Annotated in this window: 20 protein-coding genes and 1 pseudogene; 11 read left to right on the top strand and 10 right to left on the bottom strand. The window is 72.5% G+C overall.

The genetic code is table 11. The annotated features are described in order from the left end of the window. Nucleotides 1-16 precede the first annotated feature (16 nt). From ACRWNP_RS10465 to ACRWNP_RS10475, 3 genes are all read right to left on the bottom strand, one after another. A complete protein-coding gene (locus ACRWNP_RS10465; protein ID WP_431960807.1) occupies nt 17-1,207 on the bottom strand; it encodes a DUF5667 domain-containing protein in 1,191 nt (396 codons plus the stop codon). 216 nt (nt 1,208-1,423) lie between these two features. Continuing rightward, nucleotides 1,424-2,218, bottom strand: coding sequence for an ECF subfamily RNA polymerase sigma factor, BldN family (locus ACRWNP_RS10470; protein ID WP_431960809.1), 795 nt, complete (start codon nt 2,216-2,218; stop codon nt 1,424-1,426). Nucleotides 2,219-2,525: 307 nt separating this feature from the next. Next, complete coding sequence (locus tag ACRWNP_RS10475; protein WP_431960810.1) at nt 2,526-3,446, bottom strand: HAD family hydrolase; 921 nt, start codon at nt 3,444-3,446, stop codon at nt 2,526-2,528. A 109-nt stretch (nt 3,447-3,555) separates the two neighbouring features. Here ACRWNP_RS10475 and ACRWNP_RS10480 point away from each other — a divergent pair, with 109 nt between their 5' ends. The 8 genes from ACRWNP_RS10480 to ACRWNP_RS10515 all read left to right on the top strand — a co-directional run bounded on the left by ACRWNP_RS10480 (nt 3,556) and on the right by ACRWNP_RS10515 (nt 11,615). After that, the gene (locus ACRWNP_RS10480; RefSeq protein ID WP_431960811.1) at nt 3,556-3,852 is read left to right on the top strand and encodes a glutaredoxin family protein; all 297 of its coding nucleotides are present in this window, start codon (nt 3,556-3,558) and stop codon (nt 3,850-3,852) included. Between the two features lie 91 nt (nt 3,853-3,943). Next, on the top strand, nt 3,944-4,666 hold the full coding sequence (locus tag ACRWNP_RS10485) for a 3'-5' exonuclease (RefSeq protein ID WP_431960812.1): 723 nt from the start codon (nt 3,944-3,946) through the stop codon (nt 4,664-4,666). Nucleotides 4,667-4,797: 131 nt separating this feature from the next. Continuing rightward, nucleotides 4,798-5,568 carry a redox-sensing transcriptional repressor Rex gene (locus ACRWNP_RS10490; protein ID WP_431960813.1) on the top strand — a complete coding sequence of 257 codons (771 nt, stop codon included), beginning with the start codon at nt 4,798-4,800 and terminating at the stop codon, nt 5,566-5,568. Then, nucleotides 5,565-6,983, top strand: a complete 1,419-nt coding sequence (locus ACRWNP_RS10495) for a glutamyl-tRNA reductase (RefSeq protein ID WP_431960814.1) — start codon at nt 5,565-5,567, stop codon at nt 6,981-6,983. The genes ACRWNP_RS10490 and ACRWNP_RS10495 overlap by 4 nt, the downstream gene beginning before the upstream one ends. Further along, nucleotides 6,980-7,957 (top strand): hydroxymethylbilane synthase, encoded by a 978-nt coding sequence (gene hemC / locus ACRWNP_RS10500; protein WP_431960815.1) that lies wholly within the window; start codon nt 6,980-6,982, stop codon nt 7,955-7,957. The genes ACRWNP_RS10495 and hemC overlap by 4 nt, the downstream gene beginning before the upstream one ends. Further along, nucleotides 7,954-9,690: a uroporphyrinogen-III synthase gene (locus tag ACRWNP_RS10505; protein WP_431960816.1), complete on the top strand. Its 1,737-nt coding sequence runs from the start codon at nt 7,954-7,956 to the stop codon at nt 9,688-9,690. Before hemC ends, ACRWNP_RS10505 begins: the two co-directional genes overlap by 4 nt. Nucleotides 9,691-9,847: 157 nt before the next feature. Next, a complete protein-coding gene (gene hemB, locus ACRWNP_RS10510; protein WP_431960817.1) occupies nt 9,848-10,849 on the top strand; it encodes a porphobilinogen synthase in 1,002 nt (333 codons plus the stop codon). 436 nt (nt 10,850-11,285) lie between these two features. Further along, entirely contained in the window at nt 11,286-11,615 is a 330-nt protein-coding gene (locus ACRWNP_RS10515) for a hypothetical protein (RefSeq protein ID WP_431960979.1), read from the top strand. A 115-nt stretch (nt 11,616-11,730) separates the two neighbouring features. Here the strand turns inward: ACRWNP_RS10515 and ACRWNP_RS10520 are convergent. After that, nucleotides 11,731-12,336: pseudogene (locus tag ACRWNP_RS10520) on the bottom strand (DUF4253 domain-containing protein); the annotation flags it as partial. A gap of 277 nt (nt 12,337-12,613) precedes the next feature. Continuing rightward, complete coding sequence (argS, locus tag ACRWNP_RS10525) at nt 12,614-14,359, bottom strand: arginine--tRNA ligase (RefSeq protein WP_431960818.1); 1,746 nt, start codon at nt 14,357-14,359, stop codon at nt 12,614-12,616. 128 nt (nt 14,360-14,487) lie between these two features. On the opposite strand from argS, the gene lysS reads away from it, so the two are divergent. Then, nucleotides 14,488-16,155, top strand: coding sequence for a lysine--tRNA ligase (gene lysS, locus ACRWNP_RS10530; RefSeq protein WP_431960819.1), 1,668 nt, complete (start codon nt 14,488-14,490; stop codon nt 16,153-16,155). A 230-nt stretch (nt 16,156-16,385) separates the two neighbouring features. On the opposite strand, the gene ACRWNP_RS10535 is transcribed toward lysS, so the two are convergent. The 3 genes from ACRWNP_RS10535 to ACRWNP_RS10545 form a co-directional block, all read right to left on the bottom strand. Beyond that, entirely contained in the window at nt 16,386-17,696 is a 1,311-nt protein-coding gene (locus tag ACRWNP_RS10535) for a DUF2637 domain-containing protein (RefSeq protein WP_431960969.1), read from the bottom strand. A gap of 119 nt (nt 17,697-17,815) precedes the next feature. Continuing rightward, on the bottom strand, nt 17,816-18,520 hold the full coding sequence (locus ACRWNP_RS10540) for a DUF3558 family protein (protein WP_431960820.1): 705 nt from the start codon (nt 18,518-18,520) through the stop codon (nt 17,816-17,818). 65 nt (nt 18,521-18,585) lie between these two features. Then, a complete protein-coding gene (locus ACRWNP_RS10545; protein ID WP_431960821.1) occupies nt 18,586-19,392 on the bottom strand; it encodes a hypothetical protein in 807 nt (268 codons plus the stop codon). Nucleotides 19,393-19,606: 214 nt separating this feature from the next. On the opposite strand from ACRWNP_RS10545, the gene ACRWNP_RS10550 reads away from it, so the two are divergent. Next, nucleotides 19,607-20,800, top strand: a complete 1,194-nt coding sequence (locus tag ACRWNP_RS10550; RefSeq protein ID WP_431960822.1) for an RtcB family protein — start codon at nt 19,607-19,609, stop codon at nt 20,798-20,800. Between the two features lie 299 nt (nt 20,801-21,099). Here ACRWNP_RS10550 and ACRWNP_RS10555 read toward each other — a convergent pair whose 3' ends face one another. Continuing rightward, entirely contained in the window at nt 21,100-21,855 is a 756-nt protein-coding gene (locus tag ACRWNP_RS10555; protein WP_431960823.1) for an SDR family NAD(P)-dependent oxidoreductase, read from the bottom strand. Between the two features lie 179 nt (nt 21,856-22,034). After that, nucleotides 22,035-23,516, bottom strand: a complete 1,482-nt coding sequence (locus tag ACRWNP_RS10560) for an FAD-dependent oxidoreductase (RefSeq protein WP_431960824.1) — start codon at nt 23,514-23,516, stop codon at nt 22,035-22,037. A gap of 116 nt (nt 23,517-23,632) precedes the next feature. Between ACRWNP_RS10560 and ACRWNP_RS10565 the strand changes: the two genes are divergently transcribed. Then, entirely contained in the window at nt 23,633-24,211 is a 579-nt protein-coding gene (locus ACRWNP_RS10565; RefSeq protein WP_431960825.1) for a TetR family transcriptional regulator, read from the top strand. Nucleotides 24,212-24,469: the final 258 nt, after the last annotated feature.

The following is a 24,469-nucleotide window of genomic DNA, read 5'->3' on the forward strand; positions in this document are numbered from 1 at the left end:
CCCGTGCGGTGCGTGCTCAGTCGCCCCCGTCGTCCTCGGCGCTGAGTCCGAGGCCCGGGAGCAGCCCCGGCAGCAGCGGCGGGAGGGTGACCGAGGGCTGGTGGCCGTCGTCGCCCGGGGAACCGCTGCTCGGCGTGGGGTCGAGCAGATCGCCCGTGCCGCCGATGAGGCCGTTGTCCGAGCTGCGTGACGCCGACGGGCCGGCCTTGTCGCCGTCGCGCTCCTCGGCGGAGCCGCTCGCCGACCCGCTGACCGAGGGTGAGGGCCCCCGGGTGCCGCTCGCGGAGCGGTCGCCGCTGCCCGGGATGCCGCGGCCGTCACTGTCGCCGGTCCCGGTGGAGGGCGGCAACAGCTTCTGCAGCGGGGCCACTTCGTCCTCTATGGCGTCGAAGACGGAAGTGACCTTGTTGCCCACGTCGTCGAGCCGGGAGGGGAGCTTGCCGCGCAGTTCGGTCCAGCCCCTGCGGTGGTTGCTGGAGAACGCGGAGAGCGTCTCGATCGGTTGCAGCGAACCGTCCTTGCGGTACGCGGCGGCGAGCAGCCGGTGGCCCTCGGAGGCCTCCTGCTGCATCCCTGACAGCGCCCTGCGAATCTCGCCCACGGACTCGTCGTCGAGCTCGCCGCCCCGGCCGCGTTCCATGAGGCGGCGGGCCTCCTGGAGCCGGGTGGAGGCGAGGTCGAGATAGACCTTGCCGCGGTCGGCGTCGTCGTCGGCGAGGTTGAGGCGCATGTCCTCCATGCCCCGTTTGAGGCCGTAGAGGGTGTCGCCGGGCAGCGCGTCCGTGCTCGCCGCGGCGACGCCGCCGAGGGCACCGGCCGCCACACCGACCGAGAGGCCGCCGGCGGCGAGCCTGCGCGACCACGCGGAGCGCGGCTTCAGTTTGCCGAGACCGTGGCCGTCGGCACGGTGCGCGCCCCGGCCGCCGTCGCGCTGTACGGGAACCGTCAGCGTGCCGTCGGCGAGCGCGGCCTCCATGGCGGCGATCAACTGGGCACGCTGGACGGTCTTGGTCTCCGGGTCCAGCGTCGGTCGCGGCACGTCCCGCAGGGCGTCCGCCAGGACCAGGAACGTGTCCTGGTCCGGATCCGCATGCCGGTCCGCGGCGTGGGCGCCGTGCTGTACGCCGGCACCCGTCTGGGGGCCTTCGCCCTCGAGGGCGTCGGCGAAGGCGTTGGCCCGCCGGTGCGCCGTTGGATTCGCGATCACGGGCGGCACCTCCTCTCGTCATCCACCTCGACTCCCCGTAGTGCCTTCAAGGTTGTGCACCTTGAGCCTTTCCACCCGATCGAGTGATCGGAAGCGGGCAGGGCACGGCATTGGGGGGTCCGCATGTGATGCAACGAGTGCCGCCCGAGTTGGGTTACGCAGTCATGATGATCTGACCGTGGAGGCAGTCGCAAGATGAAGATCCATCCATCGCGCTCATCGCGCGTCGTCGGGGAGCAGCCGGGCGAGGGTCCGTACGGCCCGGTACTGCAGGGTCTTGATCGCGCCCTCGTTCTTGCCCATGATGCGGGCCGTCTCCGCCACCGAGAGCCCCTGCAGGAAACGCAGGGTCACGCACTCCTGTTGCTGGGGGTTGAGCTTGCGGACGGCCCTGAGCAGCGACTCGTTGGACAGCGCCTCCAGGACGCAGTCCTCCGGACTGGGCTCGACCTCGTTGGCGTCGAGCATCTCCCCGGTGGTCACTTCCAGCCGGAAGCGGCTGGACTTGAAGTGGTCGGCCACCAGGTTGCGTGCGATGGTGACCAGCCACGCGCCGAAGTCACGGCCCTGCCAGGTGAAGGTGCCGATGCGGCGCAGGGCGCGCAGGAAGGTCTCGCTGGTCAGGTCCTCGGCGGTGGCCTTGCCCCCGACGCGGTAGTAGATGTAGCGGTAGACCGTGTCGGAGTAGTGGTCGTAGAGCCGCCCGAAGGCCTCGGTCTCGCCCGCCTGGGCGCGCTCGACCAGATCCATCATGCGTCCGCTGTCGCTGTCGGCCGCCGGACGGCGCGGGGTGGCGCCCGTGGACCGGTCGGCCTGCTGGGTGCTGCGGGATCGCCTGCCGACCGTGGCCCGGCCGTCGGCCAGCGCGTAGGCGCGGCCGGCGGGCGCTGCCGCCGTGGCGAGTGCGGGGACGGGCACGGCATACGCGGGGACGACGCGCAGCAGGTGCTCAGCCACCAGTGCGCGCAGCGTAGCCAGGCCAGAGGCGTCAACCCCGGTGTGTGGGTACACGGGACTCCCAGAGGCAGAACTTCCATCACGTGCAGTACGGAACCGTTCACCCGTCGTAGCGACGTGTGGGTACCGGCTTGCGTCTGAGGAGAATAACGCTTCGTACAGGCGACGCTACACCCAGTTGCTGAAATCGTCGGTTCCGCCCACTCTCTGGCGGAATGGTGATCGAGCAATTATCGAACATCGAAACGGTGTTGACCACATAGCGTCGTGAAATGCTCGCGTGGAGAGCGTGTTGTGGCTGTGTGGCCCAGCGTGAACCGACGGGGCGCAAGAGGGGGACCCGGGCGTGTCGCCCGCGTTCCTAGCGGCGGCGGCGTTGCAGGGCCATCGCGGCGGCCGCGCCGCCCGCCACGGCGCCCACACCTGCGGCCGCCGGGATGCCGATCTTCGCCGCCTTGCGGCCCGTACGGTAATCGCGCAGCCGCCAGCCCATTTCGCGCGCGTGTTTACGCAGACGCGTATCGGGATTGATCGCGTATGGATGTCCGACGAGCGACAGCATCGGGATGTCGTTCGACGAATCGCTGTACGCGGCGCTGCGCGAGAGTTCGAGTCCCTCCGCGGCGGCGAGTGCCTTGACGGCCTCGGCCTTGGAGGGGCCGTGCAGCGGCTCGCCGACCAATCGGCCGGTGTAGACGCCGTCGACGTGCTCGGCGACGGTGCCGAGGGCGCCGGTGAGGCCGAGCCTGCGGGCGATGATCGTGGCCGTCTCGACCGGGGCGGCGGTCACCAGCCAGACCCGCTGGCCGGCGTCGAGGTGGGCCTGGGCGAGCGCGCGGGTGCCGGGCCAGATCTTGTCCGCCATGTACTCGTCGTAGATCTCCTCGCCGATGGACATGAGTTCCTCGACGCGGTGCCCCTTGATGATCGTGAGCGCGCTCTCCCGCACCTCCTGCATGTGCTCGGGGTCCTCGGACCCGGCGATCCGGAAGTACGCCTGCTGCCACGCGAAGCGCGCGAGGTCGCGGCTCCGGAAGAACTTCCGCTTGTACAGGCCGCGCCCGAAGTGGAAGATCGCGGCGCCCTGCATCACGGTGTTGTCCAGGTCGAAGAAGGCGGCCGCGTGCGGATCGCCGGCCACCGGGAACGCCGGGACGCCGGCCCGGCCGTCCTCCTTCTCCGCGGGTGCCGCGAGCGCGGCCTCGGCCGCGGCCTCGCCGGCCAGCACGCTGCGCGCGGTGGCGGAGCGCTTACGGGGGGTGAGCCATCGCAGAGCGGCCATGAGGCGAGCATAGCCAGTCCGTTGGGCAACTCCGGTGCACCGATGGAGCAGGTGAATGAACTCCTCGCGACGAGGGTGTTACCGCGGGTCGGCGGTTGGCGGGGGCAGAATGGCCGGCATGAGCCCTCTGTTCGGACGCGACGCCCGCAATGACCGGAAAACCCCGGCCGATCGGACTGTGACGCTGATCGCCAAACCCGGCTGCCACCTGTGCGACGACGCGCGGACGGTGATCCGCAGGGTCGTCGACGACCTGGGCGCGCGCTTCGAGGAGAGGGACATCACGCGCGACGAGGAGCTGCACGACCGGTACTGGGAGCAGATCCCGGTCGTCCTCATCGACGGGGAACAGCACACCTTCTGGCGTGTCGACGAGGGCCGGCTGCGGCGCGGGCTGGGCGCCTGAGGGCCCTGGTGCGACAGGTGGGCGATTTGCGCGTGTTCCTCTGGACGCAGGTGCTCGTTTACCATCAAGGCGTTTTGTACAGCGGGGGTGCGTGAGTAAGGACGGTGACTGCGTGCTCCCCGGAAGGCTTCAGGCGCGCGGCGGTTTCGCCGTGGTCGATCTGGAGGCCACCGGTTCCAGTTCGCGGCGCCACCGGGTGGTCGAGCTGGCCGTGGTGCTGCTCGACCGCGACTTCGTGCACGAGGGCGAGTTCTCCACCCTCGTCGACCCCGAGGGGCCGGTCGGCCCCACCCATATCCACGGCATCGAGTCGCGCCACGTCGAGGCGGTCGGCGCTCCCCTGTTCGGGCAGATCGCCCCGAGGCTGCTGGGGCTGCTGCGCGGGCGGGTGCTGGTGGGGCACAACGTCGGCTGCGACCGCGCGTTCCTGGCGGCGGAGTACGCCCGGCTCGGGGTGGAGTTCCCCGTCGTTCCCGAACTGTGCACCATGCGGATGGCCGCGCTGCGCGAGCCCGCGCCGGGCGGGCTGAGCCTGCTGGCGTGCGCCGAGGCGGCCGGGCTGACCGGCTGGACCGCGCACACGGCGCTCGGGGACGCCCGCACGACGGCCCGGCTGTTCGCCTCGTACGTCCTGGACCACCCGGGTGGGCCCGTGCAGGCCGAGAAGGCGCTGGCGCGCGCGACGGCCGTCGAATGGCCGCAACTCGCCGGAGCGGACGCGCTGTGGGTGGGGCGCCGGGGCGCCGACCGGGCGCCCGCGTGGAACGTTCCGTCGCAGCAGAACGTTTCTTATGCCTGCAATGGGGGTGCGTGATGCCTGTCACTTCTCCCGGGCAAATCGGACACCATCTTTGTGCACGCGTTCACAAAGACATAGCCTGGCGTGCACGGGGCGGTCCCAAAGACGGGTGCCGCCTGCAGCCCAGCTCTACCCGCAGGAGCATCGTGGCAACTGGCCGAACTCACCGACCGGCGACCCGCAGCCGAGGGATTCCCGAGGCCACCGTCGCCAGGCTCCCGCTGTACCTGCGGGCCCTGACCGCGCTGTCCGAGCGATCGGTGCCCACCGTCTCCTCGGAGGAACTCGCGGCCGCCGCCGGGGTGAACTCCGCCAAGCTGCGCAAGGACTTCTCCTACCTCGGTTCGTACGGAACCCGCGGTGTCGGCTACGACGTCGAGTACCTCGTGTACCAGATCTCCCGCGAGCTGGGCCTCACCCAGGACTGGCCGGTCGTCATCGTCGGCATGGGAAACCTCGGGGCCGCGCTCGCCGGTTACGGCGGCTTCGCCTCCCGCGGTTTCCGCATCGCCGCGCTCATCGACGCGGACGTTCAGCTCACCGGCCGGCTCATCGCCGGGCTGCCCGTGCGGCACGCGGACGAGCTGGAGGGCATCGTTCAGGACAACCAGGTGTCCATCGGCGTGATCACCACGCCCGCCGGGGCGGCCCAGGAGGTCTGCGACCGGCTGGTGGGCGCCGGCGTCACCTCGATCCTCAACTTCGCCCCGACCGTGCTGACCGTCCCCGACGGGGTCGACGTCCGCAAGGTCGACCTCTCCATCGAACTGCAGATCCTCGCCTTCCACGAGCAGCGCAAGGCCGGCGAGGAGCTGGAGGGCAGCCTCACGGCGCCCCCGGTGGCGGCCAAGGCGGCCCGCGACGGCAGCGGCCGTCCGGGACCTGACGGGGACGTCCCCGCCGTGATGCCGGCATGAGCCTCCTCGTCGTCGGACTGAGCCACCGCACCGCCCCCGTCAGCGTGCTGGAGCGCGCGGCGCTCGGTGAGGACACCAAGGGCAAGCTGCTGCTCGACGTCATGGCCGCCGAGCCCGCCAGCGAGGCCGCGGTCCTGTCCACCTGCAACCGCATCGAGCTGTACGCGGACGTCGACAAGTTCCACGCCGGCGTCGCCGAGCTGTCCACGCTGCTCGCGACGCACAGCGGCGTCAGTCTCGACGAGCTGACCCCGCACCTGTACGTGCACTACGAGGACCGGGCCGTCCACCACCTGTTCTCGGTCGCCTGCGGTCTGGACTCCATGGTCGTCGGCGAGGGCCAGATCCTCGGCCAGATCAAGGACACCCTGGGCCTCGGCCAGGAGCTGCACACCGCAGGCCGGTCCCTGAACGACCTGTTCCAGCAGGCGCTGCGGGTCGGCAAGCGCGCGCACTCCGAGACCGCGATCGACCGGGCCGGGCAGTCGCTGGTCACCTTCGGGCTGGAGCAGATGGCCCAGGCCATCGGCGGCGTCCCCTTCGAGGAGTGGGGCAAGGGCAAGCGCGCCCTCGTCGTCGGCGCCGGCTCGATGAGCTCGCTCGCCGCGGCCACCCTGGCCCGCGCGGGGGCGGGCGAGATCGTGGTCGTCAACCGCACGCACGAGCGCGCCGAGCGCCTCGCCGAGAGCATTGGCGGACGTGCCGCGCCTATGGACGACCTGGCCGGCGAGCTGGCGTACGCCGACATCGTCGTGTCCTGCACCGGGGCGACCGGCCTGGTGCTCACCGCCGACACCGTCGCCCGCGCCACGCTCTCGCGGGCCCTGCGCTCCGGCGGCGAGCCCGTCGCGCCCATCGGGATGCTCGACCTCGCCCTGCCGCGCGACATCGACCCGCTGGTGCACTCCCTGGACGGCGCCCACGTCACGGACCTGGAGACGATCGCCGCGGCCGCGGCCGACGCCCCGATGGCCGCCGACGTCGACGAGGTGCGAAAGATCGTTTCCGCTGAGGTGGCCGCCTTCGGCGCCGCCCAGCGCGCCGCGCACATCACGCCGACCGTCGTGGCCCTGCGCGCCATGGCAGCGGACGTGGTAGCCACCGAACTGGCGCGCCTCGACAGCCGCCTCCCCAACCTGGACGACCGGCAGCGCGCGGAGGTCACCCAGACCGTGCGCCGCGTCGTCGACAAGCTCCTGCACGCGCCTACTGTGCGGGTCAAGCAGCTCGCGGGAGAGCCCGGCGGCGCCGGGTACGCCGACGCGCTGCGCGAACTCTTCGACCTGGACCCCCAGGCGGTCGCCGCGGTCAGCAGGGCCGACTCACCGGGCACCCCGGTGATCCCCTCCGCGGCCGTCCCGCCGGCGGCGTCGGCTGCTTCAGCAACGAGTGACTCGAATCGAGGGCGGGCATGACGAGCCCAACCGCACTGAAACTGGGAACCCGGCGCAGCGCGCTGGCGATGGCGCAGTCCGGCATGGTGGCCGAGCAGGTCCGCCAGATCACCGGCCGTGACGTGGAGCTGGTGGAGATCACCACCTACGGCGACGTCTCGCGCGAGCACCTGGCGCAGATCGGCGGTACCGGCGTCTTCGTCTCCGCCCTGCGCGACGCGCTGCTGCGCGGTGAGATCGACTTCGCCGTCCACTCCCTCAAGGACCTCCCGACCGCCGACCCCGAGGGCCTCACCCTTGCCGCGGTCCCCCTCCGTGAGGACCCGCGCGACGCGCTGATCGCGCGCGACGGCCTCACCTTCGAGCAGCTGGCCGCCTCTCCCCGGGGCGTCCGCATCGGCACCGGCTCGCCGCGCCGCATGGCGCAGCTGAATGCCTGGGCCCGCTCGATGGGGGTGCGCGTGGAGACCGTGCCGATCCGCGGCAACGTCGACACGCGCATCGGATATGTTGCCTCAGGCGACCTCGATGCCGTGGTGCTCGCCGCCGCCGGACTCATCAGGCTGGGCCGCCTCTCGGAGGCCACCGAGCTGATCTCCTCCGACGTCGTGCTGCCCGCTCCCGGACAGGGGGCGCTGGCCGTCGAGTGCTCTGCGGCCGACGCAGGGCTCGCCTCCGTGCTCGCCGGGCTCGACGACCCGTTCACCCGGGTCGCCGTGACCGCCGAGCGCGCACTGCTCGCCGCCCTGGAGGCCGGCTGCTCCGCGCCCGTGGGCGCGCTGGCCGAGCCTGCTTTCGAAGGCGTCGGCGAGCCCATCACCGAGCTGCGCCTGCGCGGTGTCGTCGGGACGACCGACGGCTCCTCGCTGGTGCAGATGTCCATCACCGGTCCGACCCCCGCATCCCGGGACGAAGCCGTGGCCCTCGGTCACGAGCTCGCCGCCGAGATGCTCGCCAAGGGCGCGGCCGGTCTTATGGGGGAGCGCGAACTTTGAGCCCCACCGCCGCCGCAGCGACCAACACGACCGTAGACGCCACCGCGGCCGGGCCGGAAGGACCGGCCGGCACGGCAGGCAGGACGGGTACCGCGGCAGCCGCGGCCCACACCGGGACCGCGGGCACGGGTACGCCGGGTTCCGCCCTCGGGCACGTCACCTTCCTCGGTGCCGGGCCCGGTGACCCCGGGCTGCTGACCCTGCGCGCCGTCGAGGCGCTCGCCCACGCCGATGTGCTGGTCGGCGACCAGCACGTGCTGGACGTCGTACGGACCCACGCCCGGCCGGGCGTGGACACGGCGCAGCCGGGCGACGCCGAGGGGGAGTTGAGCCCTTCGGCCGCCGCTGCCAAGTTTTTCATGGCCGCCGCGCGCTCCGGCAAGCGGGTGGTCCGTGCGATCGCCGGCGACCCCGGACTCGACTCCGCGGCCGCCGCCGAGATGCTCGCCTGCGCGCGAGCCGGCATCCCCTTCGAGGTCGTGCCGGGCGTCGCCGCGGCTGTGGGCGTGCCCGCGTACGCCGGCGTCCCGCTCAGCGGCGACGTGCGGTTCGTGGAGGCCGCGACCGCGTCCGGGCGGTGCTGGAGCGAGGCGGGCGCCAGCGACGCGACCCTGGTCGTCTCCACCACCTTGCAGACCGTCGCCGCCAACGCGGCGGAGCTGGTCTCCGGGGGCCGCAGGCCGGACACCCCGCTGACGGTGACCGTGGCCGGTACGACGACCCGTCAGCGCACCTGGACGGCGACGCTGTCGACGATCGCGGCCGAGCTGAAGGCGACGAAGGCGCTGCCCACGCCGGAGGGCCCGATCGCGGCGATAGCCGTGGTCGGCGAGCCGACCACGCAGCGCGAGCTGCTCTCCTGGTTCGAGACCAAGCCGCTGTTCGGCTGGAAGGTGCTCGTCCCGCGGACCAAGGAGCAGGCCGCGTCCCTCTCCGACCAACTGCGCTCCTACGGTGCCGTGCCGCACGAGGTGCCCACGATCGCGGTGGAGCCGCCCCGTACCCCGCAGCAGATGGAACGCGCGGTGAAGGGCCTGGTCACCGGACGGTACGAGTGGATCGCCTTCACCTCGGTGAACGCGGTCAAGGCCGTCCGCGAGAAGTTCGAGGAGTACGGGCTCGACGCGCGCGCCTTCGCCGGGATCAAGGTCGCGGCGGTGGGCGAGCAGACCGCGGCGGCGCTGGTGGAGTTCGGTGTGAAGCCGGACCTGGTGCCCAGCGGCGAGCAGTCCGCCGCGGGCCTGCTGGAGGACTGGCCGCCCTACGACCCCGTCTTCGACCCGATCGACCGGGTCTTCCTGCCGCGCGCCGACATCGCGACGGAGACGCTCGTGGCGGGCCTGGTGGAGCTCGGCTGGGAGGTCGACGACGTCACCGCCTACCGGACCGTGCGGGCCTCTCCGCCGCCGGCGGAGACCCGTGAGGCGATCAAGGGCGGTGGGTTCGACGCGGTGCTGTTCACCTCGAGCAGCACGGTGCGCAACCTCGTCGGCATCGCCGGCAAGCCGCACAACGTGACGGTGATCGCCTGCATCGGCCCGGCCACCGCGAAGACCGCGGAGGAGCACGGGCTGCGGGTGGACGTGATGGCCCCGGAGCCGTCCGTCCACGCGCTCGCGCAGGCGCTGGCGGACTTCGGCGTCCGCCGGCGCGAGGCGGCGGTCGCCGCGGGCGACCCCGTGACGCGTCCCAGCGAGCGCCGTCCCGGGTCCCGGCGCAGGGCCCGCGTCTGACGCATCCCGCGGTTCGTTCCGTGTGCCCCCGGCTCCCTCGGCGGAGCCGGGGGCCGCCGCGTTCCGGGGCCGACAACGGGTCGGCATGAGCACGGCGCGTACGGGCGTACCGTGGAACGCGGAAACGGCCCGGGACGGAGAGAGGCGCGGCGCGGTGATGAACGGAAACGGAAGCGGATACGGTCAGTTCCCCGGTACGAGGCCCAGGCGGCTGCGCACGACGCCCGCGATGCGCCGCCTCGTCGCGGAGACCCGGCTGCACCCGGCCGAGCTGATCCTGCCCGCCTTCGTCCGTGAGGGCGTTCACGAGCCCGTGCCGATCTCCGCCATGCCGGGCGTCGTGCAGCACACCCGGGACACCCTCCGCAAGGCCGCCGTCGAGGCGGCGGAGGCGGGCGTCGGCGGGATCATGCTCTATGGGGTGCCGCTGGACGAGAAGAAGGACGCTGTCGGCACGCCCGGCACGGACCCGGACGGGATCCTGCAGGTGGCGATCCGTGACGTGATCAGCGAGGTCGGTGACGCGCTGGTGGTCATGTCCGACCTGTGCCTTGACGAGCACACCGACCACGGCCACTGCGGCGTGCTGGACTCCGAGGGCCGGGTGGACAACGACGCGACCCTGGAGCGCTATGCCGAGATGGCCCGGGTCCAGGCGGACGCCGGCGTCCACGTCGTGGGCCCCAGCGGCATGATGGACGGTCAGGTCGGCGTGATCCGGGGCGCCCTGGACGCCGCCGGTCACCAGGACGTGTCCATGCTGGCCTACACGGCCAAGTACGCGTCGGCGTTCTACGGGCCGTTCCGCGAGGCCGTTGGCTCCTCGCTGAAGGGCGACCGCAAGACCTACCAGCAGGACCCGGCGAACCTGCGCGAGTCGCTGCGCGAGCTGGCGCTGGACATCGCCGAGGGCGCCGACATGGTGATGGTGAAGCCCGCGCTGCCGTACCTGGACGTGCTGGCCAAGGTCGCCGAGTCGGTGGACGTGCCGGTGGCGGCGTACCAGGTCAGCGGAGAGTACGCGATGGTCGAGGCGGCCGCCGAGCGCGGCTGGATCGACCGGGACCGGGCGATCATGGAGACCCTGACCGGCATCCGACGGGCCGGCGCCCAGCTGATCCTGACCTACTGGGCGACCGAGGTGGCCGCGCAGCTCTGAGCGCGGCCACCTCGGTCGCCGGTACGACCGTCGACGCGCGCCGGGCGTTCTCCCCGTCGAGGGCGTGCCGACGGCCGCCGGGACCGGGGCGTGGCGCACGCACCGTCAGGTCGCGGAGCGCCCGGCGCACATGGGGCACCGGCCGGGGCGCCATCGGCGGCAGAGGAGTGATCGCGCCCGGCCGGGTCTGCGGTCGGGGCGGTCACGTGCCGAAGGTTGAGGGCGGCGCCCTTCACGCCCGCCCTGACGTGGCGCCCTCAGATGATCGCGCGCAGGACGCGGGCGTGGGCGGTGCGGTTCCATGCTGCCCGGCATTTCATTACATCCAGCGGCTTTGGTGCTGATTCGGACTTAACGGCTGATGTGGGTGGGAAATTCACAGCAAGTCCACAGCAGGCGGAGGCAGAAGGGCCTCCGCCGTGAAAGGAGAACCGCGATGCGGATTCCCCGATTCGCCGCCGCGCTGGGCGTCGCGGCCGCCGTCCTGCTGGGCGGGGCCGGCGCCGCCGGCGCCGCAACGCCGCCCACGGCGGCGGTGTCGCACACCACCCAGGCGACACATGACCGGGGCGGCGAGTACCGGTACCACGGTGACCGCGGCCGGGGCGGCGAGTACCGGTACCACGGTGACCGCGGCTGGGGCGGCCGTGAGTTCGGCCGCGACCGGGGGCGTGACGGCCGCTGGTACCACCGTCACCACCGGCACCACCCGCGCTGGCACCACCGCCACCACCGCCACGACCACCGCTGGCACTTCCGCCGCTGAGCGGCATCGCCGCCGCTGAGCGGTCCTGACCGGGTCGTCTCGGGGGTGTCCTTCCACCGCGGGGAAGGACACCCGTACCCCGGGCCCGGCCGGGGACCGTCCAGTCCCACCAGAAGGACCAGCGGGCGCGTCCACCAGGGACTCCGCGTACGCGCGGAGCGAGCCGCTGCCCTGGGTGACGTTGTCCGGAACAGAAGGCGGCGTGCCCGGCGGCCACGGACTCGGCCTCCTCCACGGTGGCCGGCGGTGCGGCCATGGACAGGACGAGCACGTCGAAGGCCACGGCCACGACGCGCACGCCGAAGCGCTCCTCCCAGGAACGCGGGACCGAACAGAGCCGGGCCACGTCGTTCTGGTGGTTGCACGGCCCCCCAGCCGATGGCCACGGGGACGTCGGCGCTGCGCCGGGCGGGGCGAGGGCCGCTCGGGGGTCCTTGATCCACCCCGCCTCGACCACGGAGGCGGCGACCTCGGCCGCCCTGACGTCCGGGTCGGCCTCGAACTCCCGCGCCGGGGCGAGGCCGGGCCACGTCCGGCCCAACGGGGCGACCAGGTCCCCCGCGTCCCTGTCCTCGTCCTCGTCCTTGTCCCCCCAGAGACCGGCCAGGACCTCGTCGGCGTCGTGGTCGCCCGGACAGGACATCGCTCCGGGGTCCAGATCCCTGGTGGCGGGCAGTGCCGGTTCCATGGAGAGCAGCACCGGGTGCGGCCCCGCCGGCATCCGCGTGGGGAGCAGCCGTTCCCAGGAGCCGGGCTCGGCGGGCCCTTCCGCGTGCCGGAGCAGAGGTTCGTGCCGGCGGCCGTCGCTCGTGGCGTCGAGGAGCGTGCCGGGCGGGAGGTCGAGGCCCAGGGACCGGCCGGCCGGGTCCTGCGCGAGCTTCGGGAGCTGGTTGGGAGCACGCCATGGGCGTGAATGGAGGCGTGGCCACTGACGACGGCGGCCCCGACGGGAGGTTGTGACTGCCGTCGGGGCCGCCGTCGTACGGGCGCGGGGTGCGTCAGAGGCGCTCGGGCGTGCGGATGCCGAGAAGCGACATGCCCTGCCGCAGGGTGCGGGCGGTCAGGTCGCAGAGGAACAGGCGGTTCTCCCGCAGCTGCGGGGTCTCGGCCTTCAGGACCGGGCACTGGTCGTAGAAGGTGGTGTATGCCGAGGCCAGCGCGTACAGGTACGAGGCCAGCTTGTGCGGCTCGTACGTCTCCGAGACGCCCGCCAGGGTCTCCGCGAACTCGTCCAGCAGCAGGCCGAGCGCCCGCTCGGCCGGGGCCAGCGGCAGCTCGGGGTGCGCGGCCGGCTTCGTGTCGCCCGCCTTGCGCAGGATCGACTGGATACGGGCGTACGCGTACTGCAGGTACACGCTGGTGTCGCCGTTGAGCGAGACCATGCGGTCCAGGTCGAAGACGTAGTCCCGGCCGAGCGAGGTGGACAGGTCGGCGTACTTGATCGCGCCGATGCCGACCTCCTTGGCCCGGTCCGCGACCTCCTCGTCCGTCAGCTCCGAGGACTTCTCCCGGATGACGGTCGCGGCGCGCTCCACCGCCTCGTCCAGCAGGTCGACCAGCCGGAAGGTCTCTCCGGACCGGGTCTTGTACGGCTTGCCGTCCTTGCCGAGCAGCGTGCCGAACGGGATGTGGAGCGCCGTGACCTCGTTGGTCAGCCAGCCGGCCCGCCTGGCCGTCTCGAAGACCATCTTGAAGTGCAGGGCCTGCCGGGAGTCCACGACGTACAGGAGCGTGTCGGCGTGCAGGTCCGCGGTGCGGTCGCGGATCGCGGACAGGTCGGTCGCGGCGTAGCCGAAGCCGCCGTCGGCCTTCTGCACGATGAGCGGGACGGGCTCGCCGTCCTTGCCCTTGACGTCGTCGAAGAAGACGCACAGCGCGCCGTTGGAGCGCACGGCGACGCCGGACTCCTCCAGCAGCTTGCAGGTCTCCACGAGCATGTCGTTGTAACCGGACTCGCCCACGACGTCCTCGTCGCGGATCTCGATGTCGAGCTTGTCGTAGACCGAGTTGAAGTAGATCTTCGACTCGTCCACGAAGCGCTGCCACATCGCCAGCGTCTCCGGGTCGCCGGCCTGCAGGTCGACGACGCGCTTGCGGGAGCGGGTCTTGAACTCCTCGTCGGCGTCGAAGACCGTCCGGGAGGCCTTGTAGAGCCGGTTGAGGCGTGACATGGAGGCCTCACCGGCCTCCTCGCCGGCCTCGGACGCCCCGTGGTCCAGCTCGTGCGGGTGCTCCACCAGGTACTGGATGAGCATGCCGAACTGGGTGCCCCAGTCGCCGATGTGGTGGCGCCGGATCACCGTCTCGCCCTCGAACTCGAGGATCTTGACCAGCGCGTCGCCGATGACGGAGGACCGCAGGTGGCCGACGTGCATCTCCTTGGCCACGTTCGGCTGCGCGTAGTCGATCACCGTGGTGCCGGGCGCGGCCTTCGCGGGCACGCCGAGCCGGTCGTCGGCGGCCCGGGCGGCGAGCGTGCGGGTGATCGCGGCGTCCGCGACGGTGATGTTGAGGAAGCCCGGTCCCGAGACCTCGACGGAGGCGATCAGCTCATCGCCGGCCGGGAGGGCCTCGACGACCTGGGCGGCCAGCTCCCGCGGGTTCGCCTTGTTCCGCTTGGCGAGGCCCAGAACACCGTTGGCCTGGAAGTCGGCCCGGTCGCTACGTCGCAGCAGCGGATCGGCACCGAGGGCGTCAGCGACGCGCTGCTGGATCGAGGCGGAAAGCGAGTTGACCGAGGCCATGGGATGGGTGCTTCCTGAGAGGGATCAGAGATCAACCCTCAGTATCCCACGCGCTACCACTCATTTTTCTCTGGGACAATTGCCGGGTACCGCGCTACCCGCTGCACAGGTGGAAGGAAGTCGAGACAGTGGCTCAGAGCACCGAGGCCGACTGGGTCGCCCGCTTCGCGGACGACGTCATCGCGGAAGCCGAGCGGCGGGCTCCGGGCAAGAAAATCATCGTCGCCTCCGGGATCAGCCCCTCCGGGCCGATCCACCTGGGCAACCTGCGCGAGATCATGGTCCCGCACCTGGTCGCCGACGAGATCAAGCGGCGTGGCGTGCCCTGCGAGCACATCCTGTCCTGGGACGACTTCGACCGCTACCGCAAGGTGCCGGCCGGCTACGACCCCTCGTACGCCGAGCACATCGGCAAGCCGCTGACCTCCGTGCCGGCGCCCGAGGGCAGCGCGTACGAGACGTGGTCGGACCACTTCAAGGCCCCCTTCCGGGAGGCGCTGGCGGCGCTCGGCGTCGAGGTGACCGAGATCAGCCAGACCGTCGAGTACACCTCGGGCACCTACCGCGAGCAGATCCTGCACGCGATGCGCGAGCGCCGGCGGATCGACGAGGTGCTCGGCCGCTACCGGACGAAGAAGAAGGGCGGCGGCGAGGAGCAGGACGACGAGGAGGCCACACTCGCGCAGGCCCCCGAGTACTTCCCGTACAAGCCGTACTGCTCGGCCTGCGGCAAGGACCTGACCACGGTCGTCGCCTACGACGACGACACCACCGACCTCACCTACGAGTGCCAGGCCTGCGGCAACCGCGAGACGGTGCGGCTGACCGAGTTCGACCGCGGCAAGCTGGTGTGGAAGGTCGACTGGCCGATGCGCTGGGCCTTCAAGGGCGTGGACTTCGAGCCGTCGGGCGTGGACCACCAGTCCCCCGGCTCCTCCTGGATGGTCGGTCAGCAACTGGTGCGCGAGATCTTCGGCGCCGAGCCGCCCATCGGCCCGATGTACGCCTTCGTCGGCATCAGCGGCATGGCCAAGATGTCCAGCTCCAAGGGCGGGGTGCCGATCGCGGCCGACGCCCTGCAGATCATGGAGCCGCAGCTGCTGCGCTGGCTGTACGCCCGCCGCCGGCCCAACCAGGCGTTCAACATCTCCTTCGGCGACGAGATCTCCCGCACCTACGACGAGTGGGACGCGCTGGAGCGCAAGGTCGCCGAGGGCACGGCCGCCCCGGTGGACCTCGCGGTGCACTCGCGGGCCGCGGGCACCGCGAGCGGTGAGCTCCCGACCACCCCGCGCAAGCTGCCGTACCGCACCCTCGCCTCGGTCGTGGACATCACGACCGGCGACGAGGAGCAGACCCTGCGCATCCTGCGCGACTTCGACCAGGAGCGGCCGCTGGCCTCCCTGGAGGAGGCCCGGCCGCGGCTGGACTGCGCAGAGCGCTGGGTGAACACCCACGTGGAGCCGGAGGCCCGCACACGGGTGCGCACCGAGCCGGACGCCGAGGCCCTGGCGGCGCTGTCCGGCGAGGAGCGGGAGGCGCTGAAACTGCTGGTGGACGGGCTCGCCGAGCACTGGTCGCTGGACGGGCTGACCACCCTGGTCTACGGCGTGCCGAAGATCCAGGCCGGCTTCGCGCCCGACGCCAAGCCGACACCGGAGATGAAGGTCGCCCAGCGGTCCTTCTTCGCCCTGCTCTACCAGCTGCTGGTCGGCCGGGACACCGGCCCGCGGCTGCCCACGCTGCTCCTGGCGGTGGGTCAGGATCGTGTGCGGGAACTGCTCGCGGCGAGCTGAACCGGACGTGCACGTGACGGCGGCGAGTGGCACGGCCACCCGCCGCCGTCGTGCGCACCGGGGCGCGAATATTCGAGGGGTGCCTGTCCGCGTGCCTGTACGAGTGCGTGACCGACTCGCCCGGGACCTCGCCAAGAGGCCTGCCGGCAGTGCGACTCCGGCATCCTCATCAGGGTTCCTGGCGCCGAAGGCCGCCTACCGGGCGCCGAACACGCCAGGCTCCGTGGGCCTTACGCGATGTGGTCTTCCATCATCTGACTGTTGAGGCGGGCCGTGAACCGCTCCATAAGGTGGTTCAGATCGCGAGACGGGAGGCGCAGTCCGTACGCCGTCTCGATGTCCGCGGCGAAGGTGCGGGTTGTGGGCATGCCCTCACCCACTATCGACTGCCGGAACACCCGGTACAGGTCCTCGTCCGACGGCCCTGCTTCCGTTACGCCCTCGCCGAGGGGGCGCGTGCCGCCCGCGCCGTTCGGGACCTGTACGGACGGCTCCGGCTCCGGCTCCGGCGCCTGCTCCTGTACCGGCACGGGCGCCGGCTCCGGAGCGTGCTCGGGCTCCGGCGCGCGGGGCTGCGGCACAGGGGCCTGCTGCGGCCTTCCGTTGGCGAAGGCCTGCTGCTGCGGCGGCGCAAACGCTGACGACCCGTTGTCCGGGGCGTAGCCGCCCTGGTAACGCACGGGCTCGGGAGCGGCGAACCACTTGCTCGGCCCTTCCGCCACAGCGGTCGCCATCGGTGCCTGGGCGGGCGTCATGGCCCGGACGATCCTGGAATCGTGATCCGGCGCTGCGACGGCGGAAGCCGCCGCCTGCGTGGGGCGCGGCCGCGGGTCGTTTCCCGCCGCCGTGAGCCCGGCCGGGGCCGGCAGGTCGATGCCCGCGGCGGCGAGGCCGACGGCGGCCGTCTGCTCCATGGGTACCCCGTACCGGGCGAGCTTCAGCGGCATCAGGGCCTCGACCGGGGCCTTGCGGCGCCAGGCCCGGCCATAGCGGGCGCGCAGCCGGGCCCGGTAGACGAGACGTTCCTGCTCGACCCGGATGACCTCGTCGTAGCTGCGCAGCTCCCACAGCTTCATGCGCCGCCAGAGGCGGAAGGTCGCGAACGGGGCCAGCAACCAGCGGGCGAGCCGCACCGACTCCATGTGCTTGTCGGCGGTGATGTCGGCGACCCGGCCGATCGCGTGCCGGGCCGCCTCCACCGAGACGACGAAGAGGATCGGGATGATGCCGTGCATTCCGACGCCGAGCGGGTCGGGCCAGGCCGCCGCGCCGTTGAAGGCGATCGTCGCCGCCGTCAGCAGCCACGCCGTCTGGCGCAGCAGGGGGAACGGGATGCGCAGCCAGGTCAGCAGCAGGTCGAGCGCGAGCAGGACCACGATCCCGGCGTCGATGCCGATCGGGAAGACGTTGGCGAACCAGCCGAAGCCCTTGTGCAGCGCCAGCTCGCGCACGGCCGCGTACGAGCCCGCGAAGCCGATCGCGGCGATGACCACCGCGCCCGTGACGACCACACCGGTCAGGATCCGGTGCGTCCGGTTCATGCGTATCGCGGACACCCGCGACCCTCCCAGGCTCGGAAACTGGCCTGCCAAGCCTGCCACACGGGGCAACGGGCAGGTTGCCCAAACGTGGTGAATCGGTACAGCGGATTCCGCAGTTGTTACGCGTTCGCCGCCGCGATCGCGGTGGCCGCCTCCTTGGCCGCCGTGAGGGCGTCGGACCTCAGGCCGGACTCGGCCGGGGTCTTGGCGTCCTCGAGGCCCGCGCCGTTGTAGGTGAGCACCAGCACGGCGTTCCCGGTGCGGGCGACGACCGTGACGTCCCGGTACTCCTCCTTGTCCTTCTTCACCGTCGAGGTGACGGCGGTGCCCGCGTCCCACACGCCGTCCACCGTCACCGGCGCGCTCTTGGCGCCCTTCGCCCGGCCGGCCTCGGCGACCTGCTCGGCGTAGCGCTTCTTCGCCTGCTCCTCGGCCGAGCCGAGGCCCGCGACCGAGTCGTAGCGCTGGAGCGAGACGTCCAGCCAGCGGTACTGGTAGCCGTCCAGGCCGTTCCAGGAGCAGCCGCCGCGCTCGTCGCGCTGCGCCGAGTGCGCGGGGGTGCCCGCGGGCTTCTTCGCCTTCGGGACCAGGGACTTGACGGTCTTGGCGCCGATGACCCGGCAGGGGTCGGGGAGTTCGGCGTACGTGGCGGCGACGGCGCTGGGCGACGGTGACGCGGACTTCGACGCGGGGGCCGAGGCGGCGGCCGCCTTCTGCGCGTCGTCCTTGGACGAGTCCGAGCCGGAGGAGCAGCCGGCGACGAGCATCACCGGCACGGCCGCGCCCACGAGCAGGCGGGCGAGGTGCGGGGCTGATCGGTGCATGGATCCTTCGCTCATTTCGTTGCGTGTCATGTCATGGCACAAACGGCCAGACTACGCGCTTCGTCTCATTCGTCGAGTTGATCTGCCAGCTCGGCCGCGACCTGGCGGGCCCCCAGCTGCAGCTGCTCGCTGGGCGGTTCGACCGATTTGTCCGTTGACCACTGCGAGAGTTCGACGGTGACCAGGACGTTCGCCATGCGGAAGACGACGGTGACGTCGCGGTGGAGTCCGGAGTCCTGGTTCCTGAGGACGTCATCGAGGAAGGCCCCGTCGCCGAGGTCGTCGAGGGTGCGAGGGGAGGTGTCGCCGGTGGCGGTCGCGGACGGCGAAGGGATGTCCGGTGCCACCGGGCTCCCCGCTTCCGAGCTGGGCTGACCCGAGGCCGCCGACGCGGAGGCGGCGGCGCCGGCCGGTGCCGTGGAGGCCGGGATGTGGGCCTGGGCGGCGCGGTTGTCGTAGTCCGCCGTGGCCTGGCTCTCGTCGCTGACGGATGTGTCGTACGACACGACGCGCTCGAGGTCGATGTGCAGGTAGCGGTTGCCGAGGCCGGTGCGGCCGGTCCACTTGCAGCCCGCCTTGCGGTCCGTGTCGAACGTCACGGTCGCCTCGCCGGCGTAGTCGTCCGCGTCCGGGACGAACTTCTTGAGCGTGTCCGGGGCGACCGAGCCGCACGGCTCGGGCAGCACCCGGTACCGGCCGGGCGGGGCCGCCGGGGTGGACTGCCCGCCGTCCGCGATGTCGCCGTTGCGCGCGCCGTCCCCGGAGCCGCTCGACCCCGAGCAGCCGGCCAGCGCCGCGACGCCGAACGCGGTCATGCACGCCGCGGCCACCAGGCCCCGGACCCGGTGGACGCGGTCTCCCGTTGGCTGCACTGAGGTGGCCCCTTCCTCCGGCGATCGGTCCGGCGCCCGCGTAAATCCCTTGGCGGGGGTGGGCGACGGGTAGACACAATGTCTACCGCACGCGCTGCGGCCGTCGCCGGATCATAGGGCTGTATGCGCGACTTCGCCCTTTATTCCGCTTTCCATTGAGGCGCGTTGCTTGTGTTGCCTTGATGGATCTCACCGTCCGACCCGGGGGGAACAGATGTCGTACACAGAAGTGCCCGGAGTGCGGGTGCCGATCCGCATGTGGACCGACCCGGCCGCGGTCGAGGGCGTCGCCATGCAGCAGCTGCGCAACGTCTCCTCGCTGCCGTGGATCAAGGGACTCGCCGTCATGCCCGACGTCCACTACGGCAAGGGCGCCACGGTGGGCTCGGTGATCGCCATGCACGGCGCGGTCTGCCCGGCCGCGGTCGGCGTGGACATCGGCTGCGGCATGAGCGCGGTGCGGACCTCTCTGACGGCCAGCGACCTGCCCGGTGACCTCTCACGGCTCCGCTCCAAGATCGAGCAGGCCATCCCGGTCGGCCGCGGCATGCACGACGAGGCCGTCGACCCGGCCCGGCTGTACGGCCTGTCCGCGGCCGGCTGGGACGGCTTCTGGGACGGCTTCGACGACCTGGCCGAGCCCGTCAGGTTCCGGCACGAGCGCGCGACGAAGCAGATGGGCACGCTCGGCTCCGGCAACCACTTCATCGAGGTCTGCCTCGACGAGGACGGCGCGGTGTGGCTGATGCTGCACTCCGGCTCGCGCAACATCGGCAAGGAACTCGCCGAGCACCACATCGGCGAGGCCCAGAAGCTGTCGCACAACCAGGGCCTGGTCGACCGCGACCTGGCCGTCTTCATCGCGGACACCCCGCAGATGGCGGCCTACCGGCGCGACCTGTTCTGGGCGCAGGACTACGCGAAGCGCAACCGGGCGATCATGATGGCCCTGTTCCAGGAGGTGCTGCGGCGCGAGTTCCGCAAGGCCGAGGTCACCTTCGGCGAGGTCATCTCCTGCCACCACAACTACGTGGCCGAGGAGCGCTACGACGGCATGGACCTGCTCGTCACCCGCAAGGGCGCGATCAGGGCCGGCAGTGGTGACCACGGCATCATCCCGGGTTCCATGGGCACCGGTTCGTACATCGTCCGGGGCCTCGGCAACACCGACGCCTTCAACTCCGCCTCGCACGGCGCGGGCCGCAAGATGAGCCGCAACGCGGCGAAGAAGCGGTTCTCCACGCGGGACTTGGAGGAGCAGACGAAGGGCGTCGAGTGCCGCAAGGACTCGGGTGTGGTGGACGAGATCCCGGGCGCGTACAAGCCGATCGAGAAGGTGATCGAGCAGCAGCGGGACCTCGTTGAGGTCGTCGCGAAGCTCAAGCAGGTCGTCTGCGTGAAGGGCTGAGCCCGGCCGGGGGTGCCGGCCGTACGGTGACGGCGAGGGCGGGCGGTGCGCCTGTGCGGCCCGGGTCGAGGCGGTCTGAGTGGCCGGGCGGGTCTCGCCGCGCCGCGCGTCGCCGAGTTGCGCGAACGCGCGCCCCCTCCGGCGGCTCCCGCAGAGCTCTGGGCGACGCCCGGGGTGCGCGGGCCGGGGGGACAGGCCGTCGTCGACCCGTGCCGGGTCGACCGGCCGAGGGCGCTCCGCGGGCCCGGACGGTTACCCCCGGCACGTCGCTCGTGCTCCCCCCCGACCGCGCCGGGCGACTACGGCTCGCGGTGCACCCGGTGCTGGGCGGCCTGGGCGCGGGGGCGGACGACCAGCAGGTCGACGTTGACGTGGGACGGGCGGGTGACCGCCCAGGTGACCGTGTCGGCGATGTCCTCGGAAGTGAGGGGCTGGGCCACTCCCGCGTAGACAGCGGCGGCCTTCTCCTTGTCGCCGTGGAAGCGGGTGAGGGCGAAGCCCTCGGACTTCACCATGCCGGGGGCGATCTCGATCACGCGGACCGGCTCGCCGAGCAGCTCCAGGCGGAGCGTGCCGGCGAGGGCGTGGGCGCCGTGCTTGGCCGCGACGTAGCCGCCGCCGCCCTCGTAGGGGGTGAACGCGGCAGTGGAGGAGAGCACGACGACGGTGCCGTCGCCGGAGGCGATCAGCCCCGGCAGGAACGCCTGGACCGTGTTGAGCACGCCGAGGACGTTGACCTCGTACATCGTGCGCCATTCCGCGGGGTCGGCGGTGGCGACCGGGTCCGCGCCGAGGGCGCCGCCGGCGTTGGCGAACAGGACGTCCACCCGGTCCAGCGAGGCGGCGAGCGCGTCGACGGCGCCGCGGTCGGTGACGTCGAGGGCGACGGCCGCGGCGGAGTGGCCCGCCGCGGTGATCTCCTTGGCGAGCGCCTCCAGACGGTCGGCGCGCCGCGCGGTGAGCACGACGTGGTAGCCGGCTTCGGCCAGCCTGCGGGAGGTGGCGGCACCGATGCCGCTGCTCGCGCCGGTCACGACTGCGGTACGGGGGCTCATGGTCGTGCTGCCTTTCGCCGGTCGGGAGGTCGGGAGGTCGGGAGCGACAAGTGCCCGCCTACGCTTGCAGCATAGGCGCGGTGACGCCGAGGGCTCTCAGGGCGGTCCGCCGGGTGAACCACGGCCAGAACACCGTCGCGCCGCCCGTCGGCGCGGCCAGGGCCGGGACGCTCGATTCGTCACGCCTCCCCGGCCCACGCGGTGAGCGCGGCGGCGCGTACGCCGTCGTCGGCGCCCTCGGCTGCCCAGGCGACGTATCCGTCGGGGCGGACGAGCAACGTCGTGCGGCCGCCGTCCGTACGGGTGACGTGGACGGCGCGCGGGTCGGCGGGACCGTCCGCGCGGCCCTCGGGGGTGACGAGCACGAAGCGGCCGGCGCGCAGGGCCTCGTACAACCGCCCTTCCCGCAGGGGCAGGTCCGGCGCGCGCCCGCCGGTCAGGGGGTGGGCGCCACGCGGGGCGGGGTAGGCGATGCCGATGCCGGTGACCGCGCCCAGGGCCCTGCGGCGCAGCGGCGGGAGGTGGCCGACGGCCAGGGAGACCAGGTCGCGGAAGGCCCGCTGGAGGGCGTTGCGGGCCATGGCGAGCCGGATGATGCCGCCGCTGCTGCGCAGCACCATCGCGCCCACCGGGTGGCGTTCGGCCTGGTAGGTGTCGAGCAGGGCGTCGCACGCGCGTCCGCGCGCCACGGCGGCGAGCTTCCAGCCGAGGTTGGCGGCGTCCTGGAGGCCGGTGTTCATCCCCTGGCCGCCGGCGGGGGAGTGGACGTGTGCCGCGTCGCCGGCGAGCAGCACGCGGCCGGCGCGGTAGACGGGCACCTGGCGTTCGTCGCTGTGGAAGCGGGAGAGCCAGCGGGCCTCTCCTATGCCGAGGTCGGTGCCCAGGGCGCGGCGCGTGATGTCGCGGACCTCGTCGAGGCCGACCGGGTCACCGTCCGGCCGCTCGCCGGTGCGGTCCCAGCACATCACGCGGTACCAGCCGTCGCCGAAGGGCGCGACGAAGGCGAAGGCGTCGCCCGTGCCGCCGACGGTCAGCAGTTCCGGGGGCGGTTCGGCGAGCCGGACGTCGGCGAGCACGATCGACCGGATCACGGACCGGCCGGGGAAGGGCAGGCCCAGGGCGGTCCGGACGGCGCTGCGGTGGCCGTCGGTGCCGACGGCGTACGCGGCGCGGCGGGTGGCGAGGGTGCCGTCCGCGGCGCGGACGTCGAGTGTGACGCCCGCGTCGTCCTGGCGTACCGCGAGGACCTCGGTGCCGTGCTCGAAGCGCACGCCCGCGGCGCGGGCCCGGCGCTCCAGCAGCCGCTCCACCTCGTACTGGGGGGTGATCAGCAGGTAGGGGAAGCGGGAGGGCAGGTCGGTCAGGTCCAGCGAGAGCCGGCGGAAGAGCCGCAGGCCGCGCAGGCGGTGGCCGGTGGCGACCAGCTCGTCGGCCAGGCCGCGGGCGTCGAGGAGTTCGAGGGTGCGGGCGTGGACGCCGAAGGCCCGGCTCAGGTTGCCGTGCCCCGGGGCGCGGCGCTCCAGGACGGTGACGGGGACGCCGCCGGCGGCGAGGTCCCCGGCGAGGAGCAGGCCGGTCGGACCGGCCCCCACGACCAGGACCCCGGCCGGGCGGTCTTTGCCGCCCAGGCGGGCGGCGTGGTTGCGGTTCTCGGTGTTCATGGCGGCCTCCTCGAGTGCCAACGCTTGTGGGCCAACGTGTGTTGGTCAACGCTTGTTGGCAAACGTATTCCTGTCCGGCTGGCTATGTCAACAACTGTTGGCCTACAGTTGTGGGCATGACCGCGAAGCCCCCCTCCACCCGCCGTTCCGACGTCACCCGTGCGGCGATCCTCGCCGCGGCCCGCGACCGCTTCGCCGCCGACGGCTACGAGCGCGCGACCATCCGCGCCATCGCCAGGGACGCGGGCATCGACCCGTCGATGGTCATGCGCTACTACGGCAACAAGGAGGGCCTCTTCGCCGCCGCCTCCGAGTTCGACCTGCGTATGCCGGACCTGACCGCGGTCGCGCCAGGGGACGTCGGGGCCGTCCTCGTCGCGCACTTCCTGGAGCGCTGGGAGGAGGACGAGGCGCTGACCGCCCTGCTGCGCGTCGGCGTCACCAACCCGGCCGGCGCCGAGCGGATGCGGTCGATCCTGCAGCGGCAACTGGCGCCGGTCGTCGCCGCCGTGTGCCCCGATCCGGAGCCCGGCCGGGCCGCGGAACGCGCCGTGCTCGTGGCCTCGCAGATCCTCGGCATGGCCGTCAGCCGGTACGTCCTCCGCTTCCCGCCGGCCGCGGCGATGCCGCGCGAGCGGGTCGTGGCCTGGCTGGGACCCACCGTCCAGCGCTACCTGACGGCCGCGGCGCCCTGATCCGGCGACGGCCGGTGTCCGCGGGAGCGGACCCGCGAACGAGGGGGTGACGACGTATGGAGCCGGAGAACGTCCTCGCGGTCATCGTGCCGCGCGTCGGGGCCGCGGCATCGGTGCCGGTCCGGCCGGGCTCTTCGAGGGCCGGGCCGCCGTCCCCGACGCCGAGTCCGCCGACGGGGACCCGGCCGCGCCGGCCGCGACCCACGTGATCACGACCGCGCCGGCCCCCGTGACGGCCGCGCGCCTCGCCCGGCGTCC

This window comes from Actinacidiphila sp. bgisy160, assembly GCF_965342435.1.
Classification (GTDB): Bacteria; Actinomycetota; Actinomycetes; order Streptomycetales; family Streptomycetaceae; genus Actinacidiphila.

What these genes read in the sequence shown, in the direction of transcription:
- ACRWNP_RS10535 (WP_431960969.1), bottom strand. Translation starts at nt 17,696, where the DNA reads ATGAACCGGACGCACCGGATCCTGACCGGTGTGGTCGTCACGGGCGCG.
- ACRWNP_RS10560 (WP_431960824.1), bottom strand. Translation starts at nt 23,516, where the DNA reads ATGAACACCGAGAACCGCAACCACGCCGCCCGCCTGGGCGGCAAAGAC.
- hemB (WP_431960817.1), top strand. Translation starts at nt 9,848, where the DNA reads ATGAACGGAAACGGAAGCGGATACGGTCAGTTCCCCGGTACGAGGCCC.
- ACRWNP_RS10555 (WP_431960823.1), bottom strand. Translation starts at nt 21,855, where the DNA reads ATGAGCCCCCGTACCGCAGTCGTGACCGGCGCGAGCAGCGGCATCGGT.
- ACRWNP_RS10480 (WP_431960811.1), top strand. Translation starts at nt 3,556, where the DNA reads ATGGCCGGCATGAGCCCTCTGTTCGGACGCGACGCCCGCAATGACCGG.
- ACRWNP_RS10550 (WP_431960822.1), top strand. Translation starts at nt 19,607, where the DNA reads ATGTCGTACACAGAAGTGCCCGGAGTGCGGGTGCCGATCCGCATGTGG.
- ACRWNP_RS10540 (WP_431960820.1), bottom strand. Translation starts at nt 18,520, where the DNA reads ATGCACCGATCAGCCCCGCACCTCGCCCGCCTGCTCGTGGGCGCGGCC.
- argS (WP_431960818.1), bottom strand. Translation starts at nt 14,359, where the DNA reads ATGGCCTCGGTCAACTCGCTTTCCGCCTCGATCCAGCAGCGCGTCGCT.
- ACRWNP_RS10495 (WP_431960814.1), top strand. Translation starts at nt 5,565, where the DNA reads ATGAGCCTCCTCGTCGTCGGACTGAGCCACCGCACCGCCCCCGTCAGC.
- ACRWNP_RS10475 (WP_431960810.1), bottom strand. Translation starts at nt 3,446, where the DNA reads ATGGCCGCTCTGCGATGGCTCACCCCCCGTAAGCGCTCCGCCACCGCG.
- ACRWNP_RS10565 (WP_431960825.1), top strand. Translation starts at nt 23,633, where the DNA reads ATGACCGCGAAGCCCCCCTCCACCCGCCGTTCCGACGTCACCCGTGCG.
- ACRWNP_RS10515 (WP_431960979.1), top strand. Translation starts at nt 11,286, where the DNA reads ATGCGGATTCCCCGATTCGCCGCCGCGCTGGGCGTCGCGGCCGCCGTC.
- hemC (WP_431960815.1), top strand. Translation starts at nt 6,980, where the DNA reads ATGACGAGCCCAACCGCACTGAAACTGGGAACCCGGCGCAGCGCGCTG.